The following is a 23,559-nucleotide window of genomic DNA, read 5'->3' on the forward strand; positions in this document are numbered from 1 at the left end:
CTCCTAAGATGAGGTTTAAAAATGAAATCTTCACTTATACTAATGACTTACAGAGCTTTTGTCAAACTTATTATCTAAAAGTACTATTTACACTTTTAAAAAATCAGCGTTTTAATGGTAAAAAAGTGACATTATAATAGAAGGAACTACATTCGCTTTTCGAGGGCCCCAGTAGAATTCCTGTGAGTTAACGCACAACTTTGTAGTTGTCTAATTGTTGTTGTGATAGCCATTCTTCTTGAATGTCACTGGCATGTTGCGTTAGTTTGGCTCCTTCTTGGATAAGGAGGTGACAGCCTTTAGTTTGAGGAATGAGGGGTGATCCTGGAACGGCGAAGACTTCTCTTCCTTGATCAAGCGCCTGTTCAACCGTTATCATCGTCCCGCTTCTTTCCATCGCTTCAATCACCAGTATGCCAAAGGATATCCCACTTATAATCCGGTTCCTCTCTGGAAAATGATGTTTCGCCGGTCGCACAAAAGGAGGATATTCACTAATAACAAGGCCGCTTCTCCTTATCTCATTAAATAATGTAATATGTTCCTTCGGGTAAATATATTCAAAGCCACCACCCAAAACAGCAATTGTTTTATGGTGATGGTCGAGTGTAAGTTGATGAGCATAGCCATCTATTCCCTTTGCCATACCACTTGCGATTACCCATTCATCCCGCACCAACGGACGAAGGATATGCTCCATTTTCGGGATTGCCTCACCAGATGGTTTGCGGGAACCGATGACACTTAATATTTTACTTTGCTTTAATAAAGATATATCCCCACAAGCATAGAGTACAAGCGGAGCATCTTTTATTTTTCTTAACATGGATGGATAGGCCTCGTCAACTATTGTAATGATCTTATATTGCTTTATCACATCAATAAAGCGTTTTTTTAATTCGGGATCTTTTAGGCGAGCATGGAGCTTATTTGCTGTGTCGATACGAAGGGAAAAATGCTGGTTTAATTCTGTTGGGGTCATTTCATAAAGCGAGGCTAGAGTTGGATCTTTCAGCATAAAACGATAAATCATTTTCCTGCTTGCTATATTCGTCAGATGGACATGAATCAATCGATAACGAATATTCTTCACTGTCCTCACATCCTTTTTATTAGTAAAGAGGGCTAAAAGCGTACTTTCAGCCCTCTTTCATTTTATTAAAGGGTTTTACACTTTTCAGCTAAGCCCTTTTCTTCCAATACTTTAATCATCGTTTCACCCATAACAGCAGGTGTGTCAGCAACAGTAATGCCACAATCTTTCATGACGCGGGTCTTCTCTTCGGCTGTACCTTTTCCGCCGGAGATGATAGCACCAGCATGTCCCATCCGTTTTCCTGGGGGTGCAGTTGCTCCACCAATAAAGCCTACTACTGGTTTCGTCATATTATCTTTTATCCATTCTGCCGCTTCTTCTTCAGCAGTTCCGCCGATTTCCCCGATCATAATCACTGCTTCCGTTTCCGGATCCTTATTAAAGGCATCAAGGACATCAATAAAGTCAGTACCATTAACTGGGTCCCCGCCAATACCAACAGCGGAAGTTTGGCCATAACCAGCCTGTGTCAGCTGATGTACTGCTTCGTAAGTAAGTGTTCCCGAACGAGAAACGACTCCGATATGGCCTTTTTTATGGATATATCCAGGCATAATTCCAATCTTTGTCTCGTCAGCTGTAATAACACCCGGACAGTTCGGGCCGATTAAACGAGTTTTCTTCCCTTCCATATAGCGCTTCACTTTTACCATATCAAGTACTGGAATATGCTCTGTAATACAGATGACTAAATCAAGTTCAGCATCCGTTGCCTCAATGATTGCGTCAGCCGCAAACGGTGCTGGTACATAGATTACAGACGCATTCGCACCTGTCGCATCAACCGCTTCCTGAACGGTGTTAAAAACAGGCACACCTTCCACTTCTGAACCACCTTTTTTCGGTGAAGTTCCTCCTACGATTTTTGTCCCGTATTCAAGCATTTGTTTCGTGTGGAATCTAGCAGTTCCACCGGTAATGCCTTGGACAATTACTTTTGTATCTTTATTAACAAATACACCCATTTAGTTTGTCCGCCCTTTCTCTATTTTCCAATTTTCATAGATTGATTTCGAATTATTTTACTAGAGAAACAATCTTCTGTGCTCCATCCGCCATAGAGCTTGCAGAAGTGATATTTAAGCCAGATTCATTTAGAATTTTCTTACCTAAATCTACGTTTGTTCCTTCTAAACGGACTACTAAAGGAATTTGCAAGCCAACTTCCTTTGTAGCAGCCACAACCCCTTCAGCGATAACATCACACTTCATAATGCCACCAAAGATATTGACAAAAATACCTTTCACATTCTCGTCAGAAAGTATGATTTTAAATGCTTCGGTAACTTTTTCAGCTGTTGCACCACCACCAACATCGAGGAAGTTAGCCGGTTCGCCGCCATAATATTTGATAATGTCCATGGTAGACATCGCAAGCCCTGCACCATTTACCATACAGCCGATATTCCCATCAAGGGAAACATAGCTCAAGTCATGTTTGCTTGCTTCGATTTCCTTTTCATCTTCTTCATCCAAGTCGCGAAGTTCTTGCACTTCCGGCTGGCGATAAAGTGCGTTTTCATCAAAATTCAGCTTAGCATCGAGTGCAAGAACATTCCCGTCACCAGTTGTAACAAGTGGATTAATCTCTGCAATCGAGCAGTCTTTTGCTACAAAAGCTTCATATAATGCAGTCATGAAACCGACCGCTTTGTTTATTAAATCATGAGGAATATTCATATTAAATGCCATACGGCGGGCTTGATAAGGCATGAGTCCTACTACCGGATCAACAACCTCATAGAAGATTTTTTCCGGTGTTGCTTCTGCGACTTCCTCAATTTCCGTACCGCCTTCTTCAGAGCCCATCATGACAACACGTGAAGTTGCTCGGTCTAAGACGACACCAATATAGTATTCTTTTTGGATATCGCAACCTTCTTCAATTAAAAGCCGTTTCACTTCCTTGCCTTCTGGTCCAGTTTGTTGTGTAACTAAAACTTTGCCTAGGATTTCCTCTGCATATGTACGAACCTCTTCCATATTTTTAGCTACTTTTACCCCTCCGGCTTTGCCTCGTCCACCCGCGTGGATTTGTGCCTTTACTACGTTAACGTCCGTTCCTAGCTTTTCAGCTGCTTCCACTGCTTCATCAACAGTATACGCAACATATCCTCTAGGAACCTTCACGCCAAATTCACGTAGTAGTTCTTTGGCTTGATACTCATGAATGTTCATCTTTCATCCTCCCAACATAATAAATGCAATTCCATTGTATAAAATTAAAACCGTTTTCACAAGAAATATGCGATAGTCGGTTAATAATCTTGCATATTTTTATCACGTATTAACGGTCTGTAATATCCCCTCATCTAAACATAAGGGAAGCTCAAAATGTCAAGGCGGGGACATACAGTCCGTAAATACCTGATTCTGTTCAACTAACATTCAGTGGGGGGAAAGATCCCCCCACTGAATGAAGGTTCACTTTATCACGTATTAACGGTCTGTAATATCCCCTCATCTAAACATAAGGGAAGCTCAAAATGTCAAGGCGGGGATATACAGTCCGTAAATACCTGATTCTGTTCAACTAACATTCAGTGGGGAGGGTAAGATCCCCCACTGAATGAAGGTTCACTTTATGATTTATCAGCATATTCGCGATCTGCTTGATAAATAAATGCAAATACTTCCGCGACAACTTGATAAAGTTCTTCAGGTATCACTTCATTTACATTTAATTCAGCTAATAACTCTACAAGACTCTCATCCTCGACAATCGGTACATTATGCTCTTCTGCAAGTTTTATAATTTCTTCGGCTACATAACCTTTCCCTGCAGCACTGACAATAGGAGCGTTATGCTTATCCTGTTTATAACTCAATGAAACCGCTCTTCTTCGCTTTTCAGTCATATGCGAAAATCAACTCCCTGTCTGCTATCTGACAATTTTTCATCCATAATAGCTGGTAGGTTCTCTTTTTCTTCCAGCTTTTTAAAAGTAATGGAAGTCAAACGGTAATTTAAGTTTGCTAGATTTTCACCAAGCATATCTTTAAATAAGTTGGCAACCCCCGGGATGCCTCGTGTATTATTAAAAACCGTCAATGAAACCGACCGTTGCTGAATATTTACATCAATAACCGTTTCTTTAAGATTCCCGAGTTCCAAGTAAAAGAGGATACGACAATAATCAGGATCGATTTTGTCTTCATCATTTTTCTTTCCTTCCAGTTCAATCATCAAATCTTTAACAAGTCCGAGACGTTCAGCCGGTACTTGTAACATAGCCTGGATATTCGTAGGTGTCTCATTCACACTCTGCAATTGCAAGCCTTGAATCAAGTGCAGTAATTTAGTCTGATGCTGTGCTCCCGAATTGTCTTCACCTGACGCAAGCTGGAGAAGCAGCCCTTTTAATGTATCGTTTAGATTTCCTGGGTCTCTTTCCGTTACTAATCGATTCTCATAGTTTAACCCGAGCATGGTAATAGACTGGCGGACTTGTTCAAGAAATCTTTCCTTAGGAGCGAGGTTAAGAAATTCCACAGAATCTTTAGCTTGTTTACTGAGCGAAGTTAATAAAGATAAATTTTCTTTGCTTCCGAGCGACTGAATTCCCCGAAATACTGCTAGAACATCCTGTTCCGTCCCTCCCGCCAGTTGCCGGTCTAATAAAGGGAAAAACGTCTCATTTATGTCTTGTTGAACTTCAAAAATTAATTCTTTCGGTATCATATTCCCGGATACTTGCAATAATTTTAATTGCGGTTCCCAGCGATTTAAAAACTGTTGTACTGCACCATGGAATCGGCTTCTTTCACTATCCAAACGGTTAAACAACTGAAAGACTTCTTCTTCACTCAATCGGAACGGAAGGCTTGGACTCGTTTGCCCTTTTTCTAGCGAACTAGCCCGCATGTCTAAAAAGTTATTCCACTCCTTAACCCAGCCGGGAAAATCGACTTTTGCTGAAATTACGCCTAACCCTTGTAAAGCGCGGAATAACGTTTGGTTATCCGCAGAATTCTGAACGTTTATTTCCTTCATTAATGCTTCATTAAAGGGAAGTGGAGCCTCATTTAATCTTGTAATGTTTTCCTCTATACGTCGCGCGATATCAGTTCTTAAGGTGGATGACAAATTGTTAGCCTGTTGTAATACAACATTCAGTTGCTCTGAGACTGTCACAGTTTTACTTGTAACGAGCGACTGGAGAATTGTTTCAGTCATTGGCAATTTATTTGCGAGCATTTCCACTAATGCAGCTGTTGCATGGGTTTTATTTTTTTCACCCTTTAAGAGTTCTATTGCTTGTTGAAGTTCATTTTTATCGAAAGGAACCGAATAGCGCATAAGTAGTTGCAATAATTGCAGATTGTGCTTAGTCGTTTTTATTCCCAATTGCCTTAAAAGCTTGGACAAATCAACTTTATCATCCCTTTTCAACTGTTCACCGAGTACACGCAGCTGGAGCGAGCCAGCGGTGGAAGCCACCTGAAAATGATAGCTTCCACCAAGCACTAAACCAACTTGTAAACTTGCAATCAAACGATTTCCACCAAGTCTAATTTCCGCTTTATTTTCAGGATAAAGTTTCAATACTTCACCTTGGATGATTTGCCCAGGACGAAGGGATTGTCGCTCGGTGCGGTTAAGCTCTAATGTATTTGAATTTAGTATTTGCGACAATTGCAATGGAGAAACCTCCTTTTTAACCGATAAAGTGAAACTTCATTCAGTGGGTGTATTACAGACCGTTAATACGTGATAAAGTGAACCTTCATTCAGTGGGGGATCTTTCCCCCACTGAATGTTAGTTGAACAGAATCAGGTATTTACGGACTGTATATCCCCGCCTTGACATTTTGAGCTTCCCTTATGTTTAGATTAGGGGGTATTACAGACCGTTAATACGTGATAAATTCACGAATTGGGGCAAAGGATTTCCGGTGATAGGGAGATATGCCGTATGATTGTAATCCTTCCAGATGTTTTTTCGTTCCATAACCCATATTAGAATTAAAGTCATACATTGGAAACTCATTATGTATTTCTTTCATCAGACGATCACGTGTCACTTTAGCAAGAACACTTGCAGCCGCGATTGAAACGCTTCTCGCATCCCCTTTGATAATGGCTTCACTCGACATCTTGAGTTCGGGTAATTGGACAGCATCGATTAATACATGATTAGGCTGCTTCTCCAAACCTCGAACCGCTTCGTACATGGCGAGCTTAGTCGCCTCTAAAATGTTCATTTGATCGATTGTTTCGTTGGAGATAACTGCAATATGATAGCTGATCGCCTGTTCTTTAATAATTGCATAAAAGTAATCACGATCTTTTTCCGACAGTTGTTTGGAATCATTTAAACCGAGGAGCTTAAAATCTTGTGGTAAGATGACGGATGCCGCAACGACTGGACCAGCAAGTGGCCCTCGGCCGGCTTCATCGACTCCCGCGACAAGCTTTCGGCCGCTATTTCTTGCCTCATTTTCAAAATAACACATTTCTCTGAAGGCAATGATTTGCTGTTGTTTCTTTTCCTGTAATTTTGCATGTTTTCGAACGAGTGCTTGGACTCCTTTCCTATCATCCTGCTTTAACTGTTCGACTATTTCCTCCGTTATTTCCCCATTTTCAAACAGCTGTCTTATAACAGCTATTGATTTCTCTCTCATACATACACCTTATTTCTGTCCATCATTATTCTTCCATACTTACGTCATCCGGTGCTTCCAATGAAACCCTCCCTATTCTGCCACTGCGCAGGTCACGTAGTACTAATTCCGATACTTTATCAAAATCAACTTCGCCCCCGCTTTCCAATGCACCGCGCTTTTTACCGATACGCTCAAATATTTCAACCATGTCATCAAGGTCTGCTTCTACGCCATAACGTTCTAGTAACAAATCAGGGTATTTTCGTTGTAAAAATTTAATAACAAAGACGACGATGTCCTGTAAGGAAATCACTTGGTCTTTTATTGTGCCGATTGAGGCAAGCCGATAGCCGACAACTTGATCTTCAAATTTCGGCCACAATATTCCGGGTGTATCAAGTAACTCAAAATCCTTCTTAATCTTTATCCAGAGCTGTTGTTTCGTAATGCCGGGCCGGTCCCCTGTCTTAGCTGCTTTTCTGTTCGCCAGGCGGTTAATTAATGTCGATTTGCCGACATTTGGGATACCCAATATCATAGCCCTGTGCGGTCGGGCTTTCATTCCCTTTGCCACGAGCTGATCTATTTTCTTTTTTCCAAGTTGTTTCGCTAGCTGAACGACTTGTTTCATATCATCTCTATTACTAGCATCTACAGCGACAGCAGGAATGTTTCTTTCTTTATAATAAGTAAGCCATGCTGCAGTAACGTTAGGATCTGCGAGGTCTCGCTTCATAAGCACAACCATTTTATCCTTATTCTGCACAATTTGGTGCAACATCGGATTTTCTGATGATAAGGGGGCCCTTGCATCGAGCAACTCTATAACGAAGTCAACAAGCCTTAAATTCCCTTCAACTTCACGTCTTGCCTTTGCCATATGGCCTGGAAACCACTGTACTTGCATGGCGATCACCTACTCTCCTACAAATTGAATTCGATCAAATGGCCAGTAAATCAAACTGGTTTTTCCTACAATTTGATCCATTGAAATTAGTCCTATCATGCGACTATCGGTGGAATTTCCTCGATTATCTCCAAGCACCAATACATGCCCTTCCGGTATAACATCGTAATTGCCCGGGATTTCCTCCAAAGAGAAATCATTACGGACAGAGTCGAAGGTGTTTGCATCGCTGTCGTTTTCTCGTAAAAAGTCCTGCGCCACAGGGTCTCCATCAATATACAGTACATCATCAATTACTGCTACATGTTCGCCTGGAAGTCCTATGACTCTTTTAATGAAATCCTTTTGTGAGGATGCGTGAAATACGACGATATCAAATCGTTCCGGATCATGAAAATAATAACTAAATTTGTTTACGATCATCTGATCTCGGTCATGTAATGTTGGTAGCATCGATGGACCATCTACAATGATTGGTGCGAATAAAAACATCCGCACAATAAAGGCGAGGCCAAGTGCTACCAATAATGCTTTCGTCCATTCTACCCATTCATTTTTCTTCTTCTTTGCCATCTGTTCTCCTCCGACACTCACATTTCCTTATCCTTATTAAGTTTGAACAATAAGTATGTTCATTATAACATTGAATAAGCGACTAGAGCATTAAAAAAGGAGCTTGAACATGTGCTCAAAGCTCCTTTCTTTTTATTATTTCTGTAATTAGCGACGTTCTTTAATGCGCGCTGCTTTACCACGTAGATTACGTAGGTAGTATAACTTAGCACGGCGTACAGTACCTTTACGAGTTACTTCAATCTTGTCAACGCGTGGTGAATGTACTGGGAAAGTACGCTCAACACCTACACCGTAAGAGATTTTTCTTACTGTGAATGTTTCGCTGATACCACCGTTTTGACGTTTGATAACGACGCCTTCGAAAATCTGGATACGCTCACGTGTACCTTCAACAACTTTAACGTGAACTTTCACGGTATCTCCCGGGCGGAATTCCGGACGATCTGTACGAAGCTGATCTTTTGTAATTTCTGCAATTAATTCTTGCATTTGCTTCACTCCTTCCAAACCAATGTTCATCATTCTCTAAAGGAACAGCGGAACATCGTTTATACGTGCATAAACACAACAACTAATATAGCATAAATCCGCATAGTATTCAACACATTTCTAAAAACATTTGGATTCCCCTGTGAAATTGTAATACTGGAGGTCCGCAGTCTTGTTATTCTATTGATTTATTTTGTTTGATTTCGTCTAGAATCTGCTTTTCTTCTTCTGTAAAGAAATAGTTTTCTAGGAGGTCTGGGCGACGTTCAAGGGTGCGGTTTAGGGACTCCGTTTTTCGCCATCTTGCAATTTTCGCATGATCTCCAGAAAGTAAAACATCAGGAACCGACATGTTGCGAAATGTCGCAGGTCTTGTGTAATGGGGATGTTCTAATAACCCTGTTGAAAATGAATCTTCAACTGCAGAGATTTCATTTCCAAGCACATCAGGCAAAAGACGAACGACACTGTCAACAATAACCATCGCCCCAAGCTCGCCACCAGTCAATACATAATCTCCAATAGAAATTTCATCTGTTGCAAGCCCTGTACGAATTCTTTCATCATAGCCTTCATAATGTCCACAAATAAAAATAAGATGTTCTTCCTTCGCCAGTTCTTCTGCTTTCTGTTGCGTATAACGTTCACCTTGGGGACAGAGGAGCACAATTCGAGGCTTTGTAGCTTTGTCTTCCAGACATGCATCTACTGCATCAAATACCGGCTGCGGCGTAAGTACCATGCCAGCACCTCCGCCATAAGGATAATCATCTACTTTACGATGTTTATTCGTCGTGTAATCTCGAAAGTTAACAAGATTATACGAAAATTTATTTTTTTCCTGGGCTTTCTTCAAGATGGATGATTGGAAAACCCCCTCCATCATTTCAGGGAATAATGTCAAAATATCGATATGCATTAATCAAGCAGTCCTTCCATCGGTTCAATAAAAATGCTTTTTTCTTGAACATCTATTCGTTTCACAACAGACTCAATATAAGGGATGTAGGCATCTTTCTTACCAGGGCGCTGTAAAACCCAGACATCGTTTGCGCCTGGTGCAAGTATTTCTTTAATTGTACCGAGCTTTTCGTCAGCAGTCGTATATACAGTACATCCGATAATTTCATGATAATAATATTCATTTTCCTCAAGCTCTGTCTGCTGATCTTCATGGATCTGTAAATAATGTCCTTTATATTTTTCCACATCATTGATGTTATCCATACCTTCGAAAGTAATCAGATCGAATCCTTTATGTATCCGATGACTGGCAATAATGAGTGGAAGCGTCGTTTCTTTGTCCTTTATATAAACGGTTTCTCCAATTCTAAACCGCTCTTCAAAATCAGTAATCCGCTTTATTTTCACTTCTCCTCGAACACCGTGTGTGTTGATGATTTTTCCAATATTAAACATTTTGTCAGCCATATCTGCACCTACCTACTCTTCTATTCGTACAACAATATTATCTTTTATAACAATTGCCTGCTGCTTCATTAACTCTTCCCAATTTGTCCCAATACCTACTTCAACAAGAGATTCAACTTCCCCTTCGACAATCTCACTTCCTAAATCTAAGACTTCGAGCTGCTCTTCCTTAAATTCAATTAGTTCGATTTTCTCTTTCCGTTTTTGAACTTCTTGATGGAATTTCCGCTCAACTTCTTGCTTATGAGCGCCTTTTTTATTAAGCATTTTTCTTTTCTCAAAAAGTAACTGTTGACACTCTTGTTCAAGTCGCATTTTCTGATCAAATAAATGAGCCTTTAATTTCTCTTTGCTCTTTTCCGTAATAATTTGTCTCACTTCAACTCTTTTAATAATTTTCACTGTTTTCCCTCACTTCCAGGCGTTTTACCAAATCAATTATGGATATTATTTAAAAAGAGGGTTAATCCTGATAAAGTGAACCTTCATTCAGTAGGGGTTTCCTCACCTCTCCCACTGAATGTTAGTTGAACAGAATCAGGGATTTACGGACTGTATATCTCTCACCTTCACATCTTAGGCTTCAATCCTGTTTAGAGATAGGGGTATTACAAACTGTTAATTCGTGATAAATGATTCAGTTAGAATGTGCAAAAGGGAAAGAAGAACCACTGGTCCCTTTCCCTTTTTTACATGATATCCAAATAAATCCGCTTATTCTCTTCCGTTTTTGCTGCATAAACAACGGTTCGAATCGCTTTTGCAATACGTCCATTCTTGCCAATCACTTTGCCAACATCATCTTCATGTACTTTGAGATGATAAACGATCTTCGTTTCCTCTTCCCTTTCTGTAACGCTGATATCCTCTGGATAATCAACGAGGGAAGTGACAATAGTTTCGATTAGGGCTTTCATGGTATCACACTACTTTGCTTGATTTTTTTGCTCGTGGAATTTTTGCATGATGCCTTCTGTTGAAAACAGATTGCGGACTGTATCACTTGGTTTAGCACCATTACCTAACCATTTAAGTGCTTTTTCTTCATCGATTTTAACTTCAACCGGGCTAACTACCGGGTTATATGTTCCGATTTGTTCGATTTGACGTCCATCACGTGGTGAGCGGGAATCTGCTACAACAATACGGTAAAATGGATTTCTTTTAGAACCCATACGTTTTAAACGAATTTTAACAGCCATTGATTGCACCTCCAATAATAGTTAATCACAATTTTAAATTCTAACAGAAAATATATAGTCTGTAAAGGGTTTTTACATGACATGCAAAAATAATTTCGTTGTTTTACATAAATGGCAGTTTGAAGCCGCCACCTTTACCCTTTTTCCCTTTTTGCATATTAGTCATTTGCTTCATCATTTTCTTCATTTCATCAAATTGCTTGAGCAACCGGTTCACCTGGGAAACGGTTGTACCAGAACCTTTTGCAATTCGCTTCTTCCTGCTGGCGTTAATAATACCCGGTTCCTGGCGCTCTTTTTTCGTCATGGATTTAGCGATTGCTTCAACCTGCGCGAGCTGTTTTTCATCAATTTGGGCGTTTTTCAACCCTTTCATCTTACCAGCACCCGGCAGCATGCCTAGTAGTTCGTCAAGTGGTCCCATTTGTTTTACTTGATCCATTTGTTCCAGGAAATCGTCAAAGGTGAAAGACATGGAACGCATTTTCTCCTCTAACGCTTTCGCCTGTTTCTCATCAACATTCGTCTGGGCTTTCTCGATTAATGATAAGACGTCACCCATTCCAAGAATTCTGGAAGCCATTCGTTCAGGATGGAAAGGTTCAAGCTGATCAAGTTTCTCCCCCATACCAGCAAATTTAATCGGCTTATCGGTGACCGCTTTAATGGATAATGCAGCACCGCCTCGGGTATCCCCGTCGAGTTTCGTTAATACAACTCCGCTAATATCCAGCTGATCATTAAAGCTTTCTGCAACATTAACTGCATCTTGACCAGTCATGGCGTCAACAACAAGGAATATCTCATCCGGGTTTGCGATTTTCTTAATTTCCTCAAGTTCTGTCATTAATTCCGTGTCCACGTGTAAACGACCAGCCGTGTCAATAATGACATAGTCATGATGGTCTTCTTTCGCTTTTTCAATTGCCTGCTTGGCGATATCTACCGGATTTGCCTCTGTTCCTAGAGAGAAAACAGGCATATCCAATTGACTACCAAGGGTTTCCAGTTGCTTGATCGCAGCCGGTCGATAGACGTCACACGCTACAAGCATCGGCTTACGATTATAATTTTTCCGTAAGAGGTTGGCAAGCTTTCCTGTCGTTGTTGTTTTACCTGCACCTTGTAAACCAACCATCATAATAATAGTTGGCGGACGGTCAGCTACAGCAATTTTACTGTTTTCTCCACCCATTAATTCAGTTAATTCATCACGGACAATTTTAATAACTTGCTGTCCCGGTGTAAGACTTTCCATTACTTCCTGGCCAACTGCCCGTTCCTTGATACGATTGATTAAATCTTTAACAACCTTAAAGTTTACATCAGCTTCAAGAAGGGCGAGCCGGATTTCGCGGGACATTTCTTTAATATCCTGTTCAGAAACCTTACCCTTTCCCGTTATCTTCTTGATCGTACTTTGCAGGCGTTCGGCTAAGCCTTCAAATGCCATAGAAGGTATCCTCCTAATCCAATTCTTTTAGTTTGTTGACTAACTGTTTTATTTCTTCATCGGATGCAATTTGTTCCAGCTCGTTCATAATCTTCGTCCGCTTGCAGAACTTTTCATATAAATTCAGCTTTTCTTCATAGGATTCGAGCATTGCTTCCGTTCGTTTAATATTGTCATAAACTGCTTGACGTGATACGGAAAACACTTCCGAAATCTCACTTAGTGAAAGGTCTTCCAAATAATATAATTTCATATACTTTTTTTGTTTTGACGTTAAAAGATCTTGATAAAAATCAAACAAAAAATTAATGCGCATTGTTTTTTCCAGCAATGGCAACGCCCCTTGTTAAGTGAAATCTCTTTACAAGTAATCATAACGAATAGATTGCTTAACTGTCAAGAAACGTCCTATTCTTCCGCACTTTCTTCTAACATATCAGCAAATAAACCATAAACAAATAAGGAAGCATCAAACTCTTGTAAATCACCTATTTGTTCTCCTAGGCCGATATATTTGACCGGGATCTTCAATTCATTTCGGATAGCAAGTACGATACCACCTTTTGCTGTACCATCCAACTTCGTCAAAACGATGCCAGATACATCTGTCGCACCTGAGAAAGTCTTCGCCTGGTTTAAGGCGTTCTGTCCTGTTGTTGCGTCAAGAACTAGTAATACTTCATGCGGTGCTCCAGGAACCTCCCTTTCAATAACACGCTTGATTTTCTCTAGTTCATTCATTAAATTAACTTTATTTTGCAGTCTGCCTGCGGTATCACATAGAAGCACATCCGCGTTACGCGATTTGGCAGCACGGATACCGTCATAGATCACAGCTGCTGGATCACTACCGGCACTTTGCTTAATCACTTCAACATCAGCGCGCTTCCCCCACTCTTCAAGTTGTTCAATAGCCCCAGCACGGAATGTATCGCCTGCTGCCATCATTACTTTTTTCCCTTCTTGCTTCAACTGATGGGCAAGCTTACCGATGGAGGTCGTTTTCCCAACACCGTTTACTCCAACGACTAAAATAACGGTCATTTCATTTTCCTGGATATTCAGGCGCTCAATATCCTCGTCATCTTCCCCGTAATAGATTTCTACCAATTTTTCCGAAATAACATCTTTGATCTCTTTTGTATCTTTAATATTTTGACGTTTCACTTCCATCTTCAGTTCATCAACTAAATCCATCACTGTCGTGACACCTACGTCTGCAGCTATGAGAACTTCCTCCAATTCCTCGAAAAAGTCTTCATCAACTTTACGGTAACGTGCTAGTAAATCATTAATTCTGCCAGAGAAAACTCCCCGGGTCTTCTTCATGCCTTCTTTATACTTCTCTTGAACTTGGTTAGCTTCCTCATCTTGTTTAAAACGTTTTTTAAATTTATCAAAAAAACTCATGTCCCTTTTTCCTCCTTATGATTCGACTAGATCAGCGGTCTCTTCCAGTTTTACGGAAACGAGACGGGATACTCCAGATTCTTGCATTGTTACACCATATAGCACATCTGCTTCTTCCATTGTGCCTTTCCGGTGGGTAATTACAATAAATTGTGTCTGTTCACTGTAAAGTTTTACATATTTTGCAAAACGGGTTACATTCGCTTCATCCAGCGCGGCTTCCACCTCATCGAGAATACAGAAAGGGACAGGACGGACTCTTAAAATGGCAAATAATAACGCAATTGCTGTCAGTGCCCGTTCTCCACCTGAAAGAAGTCCTAGTTGCTGAAGTTTCTTTCCAGGAGGTTGAGCAATAATTTCCACACCGGTTTCCAACATCTTATTCGGATCGGTAAGCTTCAATTCTGCTTTTCCACCACCGAACAGCTCTTTAAACACCGTCTCGAACTCTTCTTTTATCGCCTGAAAAGTAGTTTCAAATCGTTCAATCATTTCTACATCAAGTTCTGCAATGACTTTGTATAGCGTAGTTTTCGCATCTATGAGATCAGTCTGTTGCTCGGTCAAGAAGGTGTATCTTTCATGGATTCGCTCATATTCATCGATCGACCCGAGATTAACCGTACCTAAATTAGCAATCCGTTGTTTTAATTGCTCTACTTCCTGTTTCGATTGATGGATATCTGTTGATTTCTCAAAAGTTTGCTTGGCCTTCTCAAATGTTATCGTATATTCCGTCTGCAAATGCGTTAATCGGTTCTCAAGCTCGACATCAAGACGGTTCATCTTCACTTCATGTTGTTGAATAGTTGCAAGCATTGCCTGACTACGTTTATTTTCTTCCCGCAGTTCTTTCTCTTCGTCACTAATCGTTTGTGTCCGATTTGCCCGATCATTGCGCAGTTCTTGAATGGATGTTGTTAACGCATCCTTTGTTATCTTCTCTTCTGATATGGCTGCATCAATCGTTTCTTCCGTTTCTTCATTCTCAAGAATCGAATCAAGCTCTGTTAATTTTTCAATATTCTCTTTCAACATAGCTGAAGTCGTTTGGACTTGTTCTTTCAAGCTTTTCACTTTATCTGATTGGTTACGGTAACGCTCTTCCTGTTTTGCAAGCAATAATTTTTGTTCATGATATTGATTCTGCAGTAGCTCCCTGTTTTCTTTAACAGCAGATTCTTCTTTGGTTAGCTGTTCAATTTGTGCTTCTGCCTCTTTTAGTTTCATTTTCAATTCTGCCAACCGTTCCTCAAGTTCCGTTTTCCGTTGTTTCAGATACTCCGTGTCTTCTAGGTATTGTTTCTCTTCCTGATCATAAAGGGAGAGACTGTCATTTAATGATTTCAATTGCAATTCAACTTCATGAAAAGAAGATTGCAAGGCTTGTAATTGCTGTTGTTCGGTCGTCAATGTTTGTTCCTCAGACCGCAATTCCCGTTCTTTTTCTTCCGTGATTCTTTTTTGTTCTTCCACTCGTTTGGCAAAAGTTGCAGTTCGGGGTTCGTAGCTCGTTAATTTATCTCGTAACTCTTCCAGTTCCTTCTCTCTTGTAAATAAGGACTGGTTCTTTTGTCTGGTGGCTCCACCTGTCATTGCCCCACCTGGAGCGACAACGTCACCTTCGAGCGTTACAATCCGATATTTTCTGCCTGTTAGTCCAGCAATTTCATTTGCATCTTTCAGTGTCTCGGTAATGATGACATGCCCCATCAAGTGATTAACGGCACGCTGATAATTTGGCGTTGTCTCTACTAATTCAGCTGCAATACCAACGAATCCGTGATGTTCTTTTATTCGCTCAACTAGCTGCCTTGGAACATACCTTTCTTGAATAGTTGTAAGTGGTAGAAACGTTGCTCTACCGTTATTTGTCTTCTTCAACCAAGTAATTGCTGTACGGGCAATTCGTTCATCTGGAACGACAATATGTTGTGCCTGGCCTCCAAGAACTGTTTCAATTGCAAGGATATAAGCTTTAGGGACTTCAATAAGCTCAATAACTGCTCCTTCAATCTGCTGTAATTCTCCCTTTTCCCTTGCCTTCAGAATTGCCTTTACACCGTGAAAGAAGCCTTGAAAATCTTCCTTCATTTCCTCAAGCATTTCTTTTTTGGATTTTAACTTTTCGATATATTGATAACCTTGATACAGCTTCTTCTGCATATCTTGGAATTGTCTGCGATTCGCTTCTACATCAATCCTAAGCTGTTTGATCTTCTGCTCACTTGTCTCACAAATTTCCTGCTGCCGCTGCCGCTCTTTTTCTGCTTCCTCTCTTACTTGTTCAAGCTTCTTTCTTTCTTCGAGGGATGCTTTGAACCTTTCAGCTTGTCTTTGATTTTTATTATTATATTGTTCCGATTGTCTATCAATCGACTGCAATTCATTGCGACTAGCAGCCTGTTCATTCAAAAGCTCGATATAGTCAGATTTTAATTCTTCAATTTGTTCTGCTATTGTTTCTTCTGTTCGACTCAATTTCGTTTCAAGATCTTTAATTGATTCTCTTATTTTTTCCTTTTCGGCTAAGAACGTTTTTCGTTTTTCTTCTTCTTCTTTTAACTGCTCTTCTGTATTTCTCAGCTGAGACTCTGTATATTTCTGGTCGTCCAACAGTTTTTGTTTATTTTCTCCGTGATGCTTACTGCGTTCGGAGAGGAGTTGCTTTTTCCCTTCCAATTTCTCCAGTTGTTCTGTCGATTGGAGTAGTTTCCCTTGCAGTTCCTCAATTCTTTCATCCAACTGCAAGTTCTGTTCTTTCTGTTCTTCAATCCATACTTCTTTTTGTTGAATCTCCGCTTTTAATGCGATATGCTTCTCATTTTCTGTTCCAAGCTGTTGTTTGATCGTCTTCCATTGTTCATGGAGCGTTTCTATTTCTGCGATTAGTAAGGAGATTTCCTTCTCTTTCAACTGGTCCTTTAAAGTTAAGTACTGATTTGCGGTATTCTTTTGTTCCTCGAGTGGTCCGAGTTGTGATTCGATTTCATGAAGTATGTCTTCCACTCTGTTCAAGTTCTCTTGTGTTTCTGCAAGCTTATATTCTGATTTCTTCTTCCGTTGTTTATATTTTAAAACACCTGCAGCTTCTTCAAAAATCGTTCTTCTTTCTTCCGCTTTCGAACTAAGGATTTCTTCTACTTTCCCTTGACTGATAATGGAGAAAGCTTCTCTTCCTAATCCGGAATCCATAAATAGATCGATAATATCTTTTAATCGGCAGGATTGTTTATTAATATAGAATTCACTTTCCCCAGAACGATAAACCCTTCTTGTTACACTGACTTCTTCATATTCAAGGGGCAAAGCTTTATCTTTGTTATCCAATACGAGGGTCACTTCGGCAACATTTAATGCTTTACGGGTGTCACTTCCTTGGAATATGATATCTTCCATTTTGGAACCGCGTAAAGATTTCGCAGATTGCTCGCCCAACACCCAACGTATCGCGTCGGTTATATTACTTTTTCCACTACCATTTGGTCCGACTACCGCGGTTACACCTGGAACAAATTCAATCGAAATTCGTTCCGCAAACGACTTAAAGCCGAGACTTTCCAATTTTTTTAAATACATATTCATTCTCCTATTATATAACAAACAACTTTTGGGAAATCGCTTGTATATATAAGGTTTTTCAACTTATTCATTTTATCATAATCTACTTGCCAAAAGAAGTCTGGCATACATTTTCCAGCGGATACGATTCGTAATTTGCAACATTGAGATGGAATTGGTATATTTAAATGGATATTTTTATCTATCATACAGCTTCAGGCTATTATTTCGGGAGGGGTTTCATGTCTTTTGACGAGGTTAGTCAAGAAAACTTAGCGATAATGCTTCATGAGCTTGCAGATCATTTAAATGTTGCTAATCGTGGTCTATTTGATGCGGAAGACTATGATTTGGACAAATACGATGATTTGAAATTATTACACCAGGTCATTATCAACAAAGGCAAATTAAGCGCTCTAGAATCACAGGCATTTGTCGATGAATTAGCTGCCATTCGTAAAAAATAAATCAGTGGATTTTCCCACTGATTTATTTTTTCGGTCCATTTAATTGATCCAACGCAAGTTTTGCGGCGCGTTGTTCGGCTTCTTTTTTGGATCTGCCGAGTCCTTCGCCAATTGTTTTTCCATTGATACTTACGTGAACGAGAAATTCCCGATCATGTGAGGGACCTTTTTCTTCTACAACTTCATAAGTCACCTTTTGGTTTTTATCTTGTTGCACAAATTCCTGAAGCTTGCTTTTATAATCCATCCCATGCGAAAAAGCGCCAATTTTTATTTTCGGAAAGACATGTTCCCCTAAAAACTCAAGAACTTTTTCATAGCCTTGATCGAGATACAATGCACCTAAAAACGCTTCAAAGACGTCCGCTAATATGGCAGGACGATCTCTTCCACCCGTTTGCTCTTCGCCCCTGCCAAGCAGTAAATACTCTCCAAATTGTAAATCCCTTGCAAAGTTTTCTAATGAAGGCTCACAAACAATAGATGCACGTAACTTCGACAATTCCCCCTCCGGCATCTGCTGGTAGGTGGAATAAAGATATTGGGAAACACCCAACTCTAGTACCGCATCCCCAAGGAATTCCAATCTTTCATTGTCCGAAAACTCTTCTTGACGATGCTCATTCACATAGGATGAATGGGTAAATGCCTGATGTAACAATGATTTTTGCTTAAAATTAATCTGCAGCTGTTGTTCTAGTTCACTCAAATCCATACAGCTCACCTCTTCAAAATATGAAGAGACCGGGATAAAACACTCTCATTGTATGTAAAATCCCAGCCTCTTCCCTCTTTTATTATTGAGAAACACTGTTGATATAATTTACAGCGTCACCCACTGTATTAATTTTCTCAGCTTCTTCATCAGCGATTTCCATGTCGAATTCGTCTTCAAGCTCCATTACAAGCTCAACTACGTCAAGGGAATCCGCTTCAAGGTCATCTTTAAATGACGCTTCCAACGTAACTTTTTCCTCTTCTACATCAAGACGATCAACAATGATTTCTTTTACACGTTCAAACACATCTGCCACACCGTTCACCTCCCTTCAAAGTTAATAGCCACGTCTGCTCTCTGCCCGGCAAAGACCAAATAAATACAAACACTCTTCGGTGAGTCGAGTGATCTCCGGGTCCCAGGCGTCCGCGAAACTTATTGTAATGGCGCTACACCTTTGTTTGTTACATCACCATTCCGCCATCAATATGTATCGTTTGTCCGGTGATATAGCTAGCGTCTTCGGAGGCTAAGAAGCGCACAACTTTCGCGACATCTTCCGGTTCACCAAAGCGATCTAACGGGATCATCGATAGCATAGCTTCCTTTTGTTCATCATTTAGTGCATCGGTCATATCTGTTGAGATAAAGCCCGGCGCAACTGCATTCACTAAAATGTTTCGGGAAGCTAGTTCTTTTGCTGTTGTCTTTGTAAGCCCGATTACTCCTGCTTTTGCTGCTACGTAATTGGCTTGTCCTGGGTTTCCGCTTACTCCGACAATCGACGCAACATTGACAATTCTGCCCGCACGTTGCTTCATCATTTGCCTTGTTACGGCTTTCGTACAAAGGAAGACACCTTTTAAATTTGTGTTAATAACATCGTCAAATTCTTCTTCCTTCATACGCATCAATAAATTATCTCTCGTAACACCAGCATTATTTACAAGGACGTCCAAGCTGCCGAATTCATTAATTACTTCTTTTACCATTGCTTTTACGCTATCTTCGTCTGAAACGTTGGCTTGAACCGGGAACGATTGGACACCATAGCTTTTAAGTTCTTCAGCTACTTCTTTTGCTTTCGCTTCACTTCCTGCATAGTTAACAGCAACATTGGCTCCTTGCTTTGCAAATTCAATTGCAATCGTTCTGCCGATACCTCTAGACGCACCAGTTACTAATACGCTTTTGCCCTTTAACATTTAAGCATCCTCCTTGTACCATTCCAAAAAGTCGTGTAATGATTTCGTATCTTGCACAGCAAATGTTTTCGTTTTTCGGTCGATTTTCCGGAGCAGGCCAGATAATACTTTACCGTTTCCTATTTCAACAAAAGCATCGATTTCTTCTGTCATCATAGCCCGAATGGATGCTTCAAATTGAACTGGTGAATAAAGCTGCTTGATGAGTAAATCTTTAATTTCATCTTTTGCTGTCACCGGAGTAGCAGAGACATTTGCATAGACTGGAATGCTTGCATTGTTAATCTCAATCCCATCTAAGTAACTTGCAAATTCTTCGTTCGCCGTTTTCATTAGCCTGGAATGGAATGGTCCACTGACATTAAGCGGAAGAACTCGTTTTGCACCTTTTTGTTTTAATTGTTCTGCAGCGATTTCAATGCCTTTTACAGAACCCGAAATAACAATTTGTCCAGGACAATTCAAGTTAGCAAGATCAACTACTTCCTCCTTAATTCCCTGTAAGACTTCTGTGATTTCTTCTTCAGAAAGACCAAGGACTGCAGCCATCGTTCCTTGCCCCTTTGGAAAAGCTCGCTCCATCAAGCGACCTCTTGTTGCAACAAGGGGGACGGCGTCTTCAAAGGATATAGATCCGGAAGCCACTAATGCACTGTATTCACCGAGACTATGGCCGACTGTCATAATTGGTTGAATACCTTCTTTTAGCAAAACTTGCTCGATCGCTACACTCGTAAGCAGGAGTGCAGGTTGAGCATTTTCCGTTTCCGTTAGCGTTTCTTGAGGTCCGTTAAACATTATATCTGTAATATCTTTATTTAATAAATCATTCGCTCGGTGAAAGAATTCTTTCACTTCTGGATACGTATCATAAAATTCTTTCCCCATCCCAACAGCTTGGGAACCTTGCCCAGGGAACATAAATGCTACCCGTTTCATATCACTCACTCCTCTACATTCATTGTTCCTATCGTTTCGCCTATCATTTCTGTTACATCATGGTCAACCATATGTTTCGCTTGACGTATTGCGTTAACAATCGCCCGGCTTTTCGATGAACCGTGGGCTTTAATGACCGGTGCAGCAAGGCCGAAAAGACCAGCTCCGCCATATTCTGAGTAATCTAACCGGTTTTTCAGTGCTCCTAAGTCATTTTTCACAAGACCTGCAGCGAGTTTCGTTTTAATAGAGGACATAAACGTTTCTTTGAGTAAGGTAAAAACAGTTTGTGCTGTCCCCTCAATTGTCTTTAATGCAACATTCCCGCTAAAACCATCCGTTACAACGACATCTGCTGCATGATCAAACAAATCACGAGCTTCGACGTTTCCGATAAAATTGATTGGTGCTTCTCCCAGCAATTCAAAGGCTTTCTTCGTTAGTTCATTTCCTTTGGTGTCTTCGGTCCCAACGTTTAAAAGGGCTACAGTCGGATTTTTAATCCCTCTTACCTTTTCCGAATAGATCGATCCCATAATACCGTACTGCAGCAAATGGCTTGCTTTCGCTTCTACATTTGCCCCAACATCAAGAAACACGAAACCTTGTCCATTAATAGTCGGAAGTGTTGGACTTAATGCCGGACGGGAAATCCCTGGAATCCGTCCAACGATAAAGAGACCGGCACTCATTAAGGCACCAGTATTTCCAGCAGAAATACAAGCATCCGCTCTTCCCTCTTTAACTTCTTTAGTCATCAATACAAGGGAGGCATCCTTTTTACGACGAACGGCCCGTACCGGTTCATCTTCACTCGTAATTACTTCTTCTGTATGTATGATTGAGATGTTTTTCGAATCTGTTAAATAAGTTTTGATTTTCGCTTCGTCACCTATTAATGTAATCGATAAGTCGTCAAACTCACGAATAGCGTCCATTGCACCTTCGACGATTTCTTTCGGTGCATGGTCACCACCCATTGCATCTATTGCTAATTTCATATTATTCGTCACCTGTTTCCTCATTGGATTGGAACATTTGAAAAGTGCCTGTAAACACAACTTCCTGTTCTACATAACTTGTAACGCGAACAACTGTCAACCCTTTATCATTTTTTCCTTCGACCGTTGCTTTGGCAATAACCCGCTCACCTTCCTTTACTTGGCGGGTAAAGGTGATTTCCGATTTGGCAGTCAGTGCCAGTTCATCATTGATTACAGCTACCGCAAGTGAATTGGCTTGGGCGAATAAATGGTGCCCTCTAGCAATCTTGTTTCTTGAAAAGACAAGATCTTTTGAGATATCCAAAATAGAAATTGCTCGCTCATCCAGTTCTAAATCAATGATTTCACCAATCACCTCTTCAATTTGCAAAGCACGAACCGTTTCATTCCATTGGTCTTTCGCAACGGACTTAATTCGCTCACGCATTTCGGGAATACCGAGTTCCATCCGGTCTAACCGGATCGTTTGAATGCTTACATTAAATTCATTCGCCAATTGTTCATCTGTAATAAATGGAATTTCCTCGATTTTCTCTTTTAGAAGCTGCTGTCTTTCTGCTTTTGTTTTTTTCATTCTGCACCTTCCACACCGTACTTTATCGCAGTGTAACTGGCTGAAGGACTCCCACCTATCAAAAAAGTAACTATTTAATTCTAAGTGTGAGAGCGTCTGCCAGTAACTACTCGACTGGTTCAACTAATGTTCAATGGGGGAATGAAACGCCGACTAGATAGGAACTTCCTGTCGAAACCCTACTGGATGAAGTTTCACTTTAAGACTTGGTACTAATAGTAACACAAATGCTTATTTAAGGGTAGCATTTATTTTATTATAACTCAAGTGTAGCAACGTTTCCTTGATAATATTCAAGCCACTCGATAAGAATTTTGTGGTACATGCCATAAAAAGAGCCAGTTTACTTCCATTAAGGGCAAGCTGGCTCTTTTTATTTCTAAAACCAAAAAGGTCTCGGTCTCCTTTCACGCTTTACATCGCAACCCGGGGTCCCTTCTTCAACCTTTTCATGAACTTCTCTTTCATGGACTGAGTATTTATGTTTGTTTCTAATAATGGTCCTATTCACATTAATTATTTCAGTTGGATGAATAAATGTTCTAACCAGTTCTCTAGTTCTTACATTTACCACCTTTTTAGTTGGGCAGGTGATAACTTCTTCTTGTCTTCTTTCATGTTGGTTCGGTTCCATAATTAAGAGCCTCCTTCTTTGGCGATAATATATATAATTTATGCAAAAGAATAAAGGTTGTATAGATTATATTACCAAAATATAGAGTTTCTTAAAAGGTAGCTTCTTATAAAACTAATATTCGAGCCGCCCGATTTAATGAGTGCCTCGATGATGGGGAGAATGCTAAATTCTTTCGGTACTACAATAAGGTAACTTCGTATTTCGATATTAGCATCTCTTAAATTTTTATTATACTCTGTTTTGTTGATCTTAGAATCATCAAACCATCTCTTAACCT

The 23,559-nt window shown here is 40.3% G+C and carries 26 protein-coding genes; 1 reads left to right on the forward strand and 25 read right to left on the reverse strand.

What is annotated here, in order from left to right; genetic code table 11:
- Positions 1–187 precede the first annotated feature (187 nt).
- The 18 genes from dprA to smc form a co-directional block, all read right to left on the reverse strand.
- Positions 188–1,093: a DNA-processing protein DprA gene (gene dprA / locus GN217_RS04495; protein WP_198042594.1), complete on the reverse strand. Its 906-nt coding sequence runs from the start codon at positions 1,091–1,093 to the stop codon at positions 188–190.
- A 65-nt stretch (positions 1,094–1,158) separates the two neighbouring features.
- Positions 1,159–2,061, reverse strand: a complete 903-nt coding sequence (gene sucD / locus GN217_RS04500) for a succinate--CoA ligase subunit alpha (RefSeq protein ID WP_156855467.1) — start codon at positions 2,059–2,061, stop codon at positions 1,159–1,161.
- Between the two features lie 52 nt (positions 2,062–2,113).
- The gene (gene sucC, locus GN217_RS04505) at positions 2,114–3,274 is read right to left on the reverse strand and encodes an ADP-forming succinate--CoA ligase subunit beta (protein WP_156855468.1); all 1,161 of its coding nucleotides are present in this window, start codon (positions 3,272–3,274) and stop codon (positions 2,114–2,116) included.
- 404 nt (positions 3,275–3,678) lie between these two features.
- Positions 3,679–3,954 (reverse strand): EscU/YscU/HrcU family type III secretion system export apparatus switch protein, encoded by a 276-nt coding sequence (locus GN217_RS04510; RefSeq protein WP_156855469.1) that lies wholly within the window; start codon positions 3,952–3,954, stop codon positions 3,679–3,681.
- On the reverse strand, positions 3,951–5,738 hold the full coding sequence (locus GN217_RS04515; protein WP_156855470.1) for a hypothetical protein: 1,788 nt from the start codon (positions 5,736–5,738) through the stop codon (positions 3,951–3,953). Before GN217_RS04515 ends, GN217_RS04510 begins: the two co-directional genes overlap by 4 nt.
- Positions 5,739–5,950: 212 nt before the next feature.
- Positions 5,951–6,724, reverse strand: coding sequence for a ribonuclease HII (locus tag GN217_RS04520; RefSeq protein ID WP_156855471.1), 774 nt, complete (start codon positions 6,722–6,724; stop codon positions 5,951–5,953).
- 25 nt (positions 6,725–6,749) lie between these two features.
- Positions 6,750–7,613: a ribosome biogenesis GTPase YlqF gene (ylqF, locus tag GN217_RS04525; protein WP_156855472.1), complete on the reverse strand. Its 864-nt coding sequence runs from the start codon at positions 7,611–7,613 to the stop codon at positions 6,750–6,752.
- A 9-nt stretch (positions 7,614–7,622) separates the two neighbouring features.
- Positions 7,623–8,186, reverse strand: a complete 564-nt coding sequence (lepB, locus tag GN217_RS04530; RefSeq protein ID WP_156855473.1) for a signal peptidase I — start codon at positions 8,184–8,186, stop codon at positions 7,623–7,625.
- A 147-nt stretch (positions 8,187–8,333) separates the two neighbouring features.
- Positions 8,334–8,678, reverse strand: coding sequence for a 50S ribosomal protein L19 (gene rplS, locus GN217_RS04535; RefSeq protein ID WP_156855474.1), 345 nt, complete (start codon positions 8,676–8,678; stop codon positions 8,334–8,336).
- Between the two features lie 175 nt (positions 8,679–8,853).
- Positions 8,854–9,597: a tRNA (guanosine(37)-N1)-methyltransferase TrmD gene (gene trmD, locus GN217_RS04540; RefSeq protein WP_156855475.1), complete on the reverse strand. Its 744-nt coding sequence runs from the start codon at positions 9,595–9,597 to the stop codon at positions 8,854–8,856.
- The gene (rimM, locus tag GN217_RS04545) at positions 9,597–10,109 is read right to left on the reverse strand and encodes a ribosome maturation factor RimM (RefSeq protein ID WP_156855476.1); all 513 of its coding nucleotides are present in this window, start codon (positions 10,107–10,109) and stop codon (positions 9,597–9,599) included. Before rimM ends, trmD begins: the two co-directional genes overlap by 1 nt.
- A 12-nt stretch (positions 10,110–10,121) precedes the next feature.
- Entirely contained in the window at positions 10,122–10,511 is a 390-nt protein-coding gene (locus tag GN217_RS04550) for a YlqD family protein (protein WP_156855477.1), read from the reverse strand.
- Between the two features lie 287 nt (positions 10,512–10,798).
- Entirely contained in the window at positions 10,799–11,026 is a 228-nt protein-coding gene (locus GN217_RS04555) for a KH domain-containing protein (RefSeq protein WP_156855478.1), read from the reverse strand.
- Between the two features lie 9 nt (positions 11,027–11,035).
- Complete coding sequence (rpsP, locus tag GN217_RS04560; RefSeq protein ID WP_156855479.1) at positions 11,036–11,311, reverse strand: 30S ribosomal protein S16; 276 nt, start codon at positions 11,309–11,311, stop codon at positions 11,036–11,038.
- 103 nt (positions 11,312–11,414) lie between these two features.
- On the reverse strand, positions 11,415–12,764 hold the full coding sequence (gene ffh, locus GN217_RS04565) for a signal recognition particle protein (RefSeq protein ID WP_156855480.1): 1,350 nt from the start codon (positions 12,762–12,764) through the stop codon (positions 11,415–11,417).
- A 13-nt stretch (positions 12,765–12,777) separates the two neighbouring features.
- Positions 12,778–13,095 (reverse strand): putative DNA-binding protein, encoded by a 318-nt coding sequence (locus GN217_RS04570; RefSeq protein WP_156855481.1) that lies wholly within the window; start codon positions 13,093–13,095, stop codon positions 12,778–12,780.
- Between the two features lie 77 nt (positions 13,096–13,172).
- Entirely contained in the window at positions 13,173–14,174 is a 1,002-nt protein-coding gene (gene ftsY / locus GN217_RS04575) for a signal recognition particle-docking protein FtsY (RefSeq protein ID WP_156855482.1), read from the reverse strand.
- 15 nt (positions 14,175–14,189) lie between these two features.
- Positions 14,190–17,756 carry a chromosome segregation protein SMC gene (gene smc / locus GN217_RS04580; protein ID WP_156855483.1) on the reverse strand — a complete coding sequence of 1,189 codons (3,567 nt, stop codon included), beginning with the start codon at positions 17,754–17,756 and terminating at the stop codon, positions 14,190–14,192.
- Between the two features lie 224 nt (positions 17,757–17,980).
- Here smc and GN217_RS04585 point away from each other — a divergent pair, with 224 nt between their 5' ends.
- Positions 17,981–18,205, forward strand: coding sequence for a DUF1128 family protein (locus GN217_RS04585; protein ID WP_156855484.1), 225 nt, complete (start codon positions 17,981–17,983; stop codon positions 18,203–18,205).
- Positions 18,206–18,227: 22 nt separating this feature from the next.
- Here GN217_RS04585 and rnc read toward each other — a convergent pair whose 3' ends face one another.
- The 7 genes from rnc to GN217_RS04620 all read right to left on the reverse strand — a co-directional run bounded on the left by rnc (position 18,228) and on the right by GN217_RS04620 (position 23,279).
- Positions 18,228–18,920: a ribonuclease III gene (gene rnc, locus GN217_RS04590; RefSeq protein ID WP_156855485.1), complete on the reverse strand. Its 693-nt coding sequence runs from the start codon at positions 18,918–18,920 to the stop codon at positions 18,228–18,230.
- Between the two features lie 82 nt (positions 18,921–19,002).
- Positions 19,003–19,239 carry an acyl carrier protein gene (acpP, locus tag GN217_RS04595; protein ID WP_156855486.1) on the reverse strand — a complete coding sequence of 79 codons (237 nt, stop codon included), beginning with the start codon at positions 19,237–19,239 and terminating at the stop codon, positions 19,003–19,005.
- 148 nt (positions 19,240–19,387) lie between these two features.
- Positions 19,388–20,128, reverse strand: a complete 741-nt coding sequence (gene fabG, locus GN217_RS04600; protein ID WP_156855487.1) for a 3-oxoacyl-[acyl-carrier-protein] reductase — start codon at positions 20,126–20,128, stop codon at positions 19,388–19,390.
- Positions 20,129–21,067: an ACP S-malonyltransferase gene (gene fabD / locus GN217_RS04605; RefSeq protein ID WP_156855488.1), complete on the reverse strand. Its 939-nt coding sequence runs from the start codon at positions 21,065–21,067 to the stop codon at positions 20,129–20,131.
- A 5-nt stretch (positions 21,068–21,072) separates the two neighbouring features.
- A complete protein-coding gene (gene plsX / locus GN217_RS04610) occupies positions 21,073–22,068 on the reverse strand; it encodes a phosphate acyltransferase PlsX (protein WP_156855489.1) in 996 nt (331 codons plus the stop codon).
- Position 22,069: 1 nt separating this feature from the next.
- Complete coding sequence (gene fapR / locus GN217_RS04615; RefSeq protein WP_156855490.1) at positions 22,070–22,645, reverse strand: transcription factor FapR; 576 nt, start codon at positions 22,643–22,645, stop codon at positions 22,070–22,072.
- A gap of 379 nt (positions 22,646–23,024) precedes the next feature.
- Positions 23,025–23,279, reverse strand: coding sequence for a CotD family spore coat protein (locus GN217_RS04620; RefSeq protein WP_156855491.1), 255 nt, complete (start codon positions 23,277–23,279; stop codon positions 23,025–23,027).
- Between the last annotated feature and the right edge of the window lie 280 nt (positions 23,280–23,559).

The organism is Oceanobacillus sp. AG (genome assembly GCF_009746545.1).
GTDB lineage: Bacteria > Bacillota > Bacilli > Bacillales > Amphibacillaceae > Oceanobacillus > Oceanobacillus indicireducens.

Excerpts from the sequence above, each read along its gene's own strand:
- sucD (WP_156855467.1), bottom strand. The coding sequence starts at position 2,061 with ATGGGTGTATTTGTTAATAAAGATACAAAAGTAATTGTCCAAGGCATT.
- sucC (WP_156855468.1), bottom strand. The coding sequence starts at position 3,274 with ATGAACATTCATGAGTATCAAGCCAAAGAACTACTACGTGAATTTGGC.
- GN217_RS04510 (WP_156855469.1), bottom strand. The coding sequence starts at position 3,954 with ATGACTGAAAAGCGAAGAAGAGCGGTTTCATTGAGTTATAAACAGGAT.
- GN217_RS04520 (WP_156855471.1), bottom strand. The coding sequence starts at position 6,724 with ATGAGAGAGAAATCAATAGCTGTTATAAGACAGCTGTTTGAAAATGGG.
- ylqF (WP_156855472.1), bottom strand. The coding sequence starts at position 7,613 with ATGCAAGTACAGTGGTTTCCAGGCCATATGGCAAAGGCAAGACGTGAA.
- lepB (WP_156855473.1), bottom strand. The coding sequence starts at position 8,186 with ATGGCAAAGAAGAAGAAAAATGAATGGGTAGAATGGACGAAAGCATTA.
- rplS (WP_156855474.1), bottom strand. The coding sequence starts at position 8,678 with ATGCAAGAATTAATTGCAGAAATTACAAAAGATCAGCTTCGTACAGAT.
- trmD (WP_156855475.1), bottom strand. The coding sequence starts at position 9,597 with ATGCATATCGATATTTTGACATTATTCCCTGAAATGATGGAGGGGGTT.
- rimM (WP_156855476.1), bottom strand. The coding sequence starts at position 10,109 with ATGGCTGACAAAATGTTTAATATTGGAAAAATCATCAACACACACGGT.
- GN217_RS04555 (WP_156855478.1), bottom strand. The coding sequence starts at position 11,026 with ATGAAAGCCCTAATCGAAACTATTGTCACTTCCCTCGTTGATTATCCA.
- rpsP (WP_156855479.1), bottom strand. The coding sequence starts at position 11,311 with ATGGCTGTTAAAATTCGTTTAAAACGTATGGGTTCTAAAAGAAATCCA.
- ffh (WP_156855480.1), bottom strand. The coding sequence starts at position 12,764 with ATGGCATTTGAAGGCTTAGCCGAACGCCTGCAAAGTACGATCAAGAAG.
- ftsY (WP_156855482.1), bottom strand. The coding sequence starts at position 14,174 with ATGAGTTTTTTTGATAAATTTAAAAAACGTTTTAAACAAGATGAGGAA.
- smc (WP_156855483.1), bottom strand. The coding sequence starts at position 17,756 with ATGTATTTAAAAAAATTGGAAAGTCTCGGCTTTAAGTCGTTTGCGGAA.
- GN217_RS04585 (WP_156855484.1), top strand. The coding sequence starts at position 17,981 with ATGTCTTTTGACGAGGTTAGTCAAGAAAACTTAGCGATAATGCTTCAT.
- rnc (WP_156855485.1), bottom strand. The coding sequence starts at position 18,920 with ATGGATTTGAGTGAACTAGAACAACAGCTGCAGATTAATTTTAAGCAA.
- fabG (WP_156855487.1), bottom strand. The coding sequence starts at position 20,128 with ATGTTAAAGGGCAAAAGCGTATTAGTAACTGGTGCGTCTAGAGGTATC.
- fabD (WP_156855488.1), bottom strand. The coding sequence starts at position 21,067 with ATGAAACGGGTAGCATTTATGTTCCCTGGGCAAGGTTCCCAAGCTGTT.
- plsX (WP_156855489.1), bottom strand. The coding sequence starts at position 22,068 with ATGAAATTAGCAATAGATGCAATGGGTGGTGACCATGCACCGAAAGAA.
- fapR (WP_156855490.1), bottom strand. The coding sequence starts at position 22,645 with ATGAAAAAAACAAAAGCAGAAAGACAGCAGCTTCTAAAAGAGAAAATC.
- GN217_RS04620 (WP_156855491.1), bottom strand. The coding sequence starts at position 23,279 with ATGGAACCGAACCAACATGAAAGAAGACAAGAAGAAGTTATCACCTGC.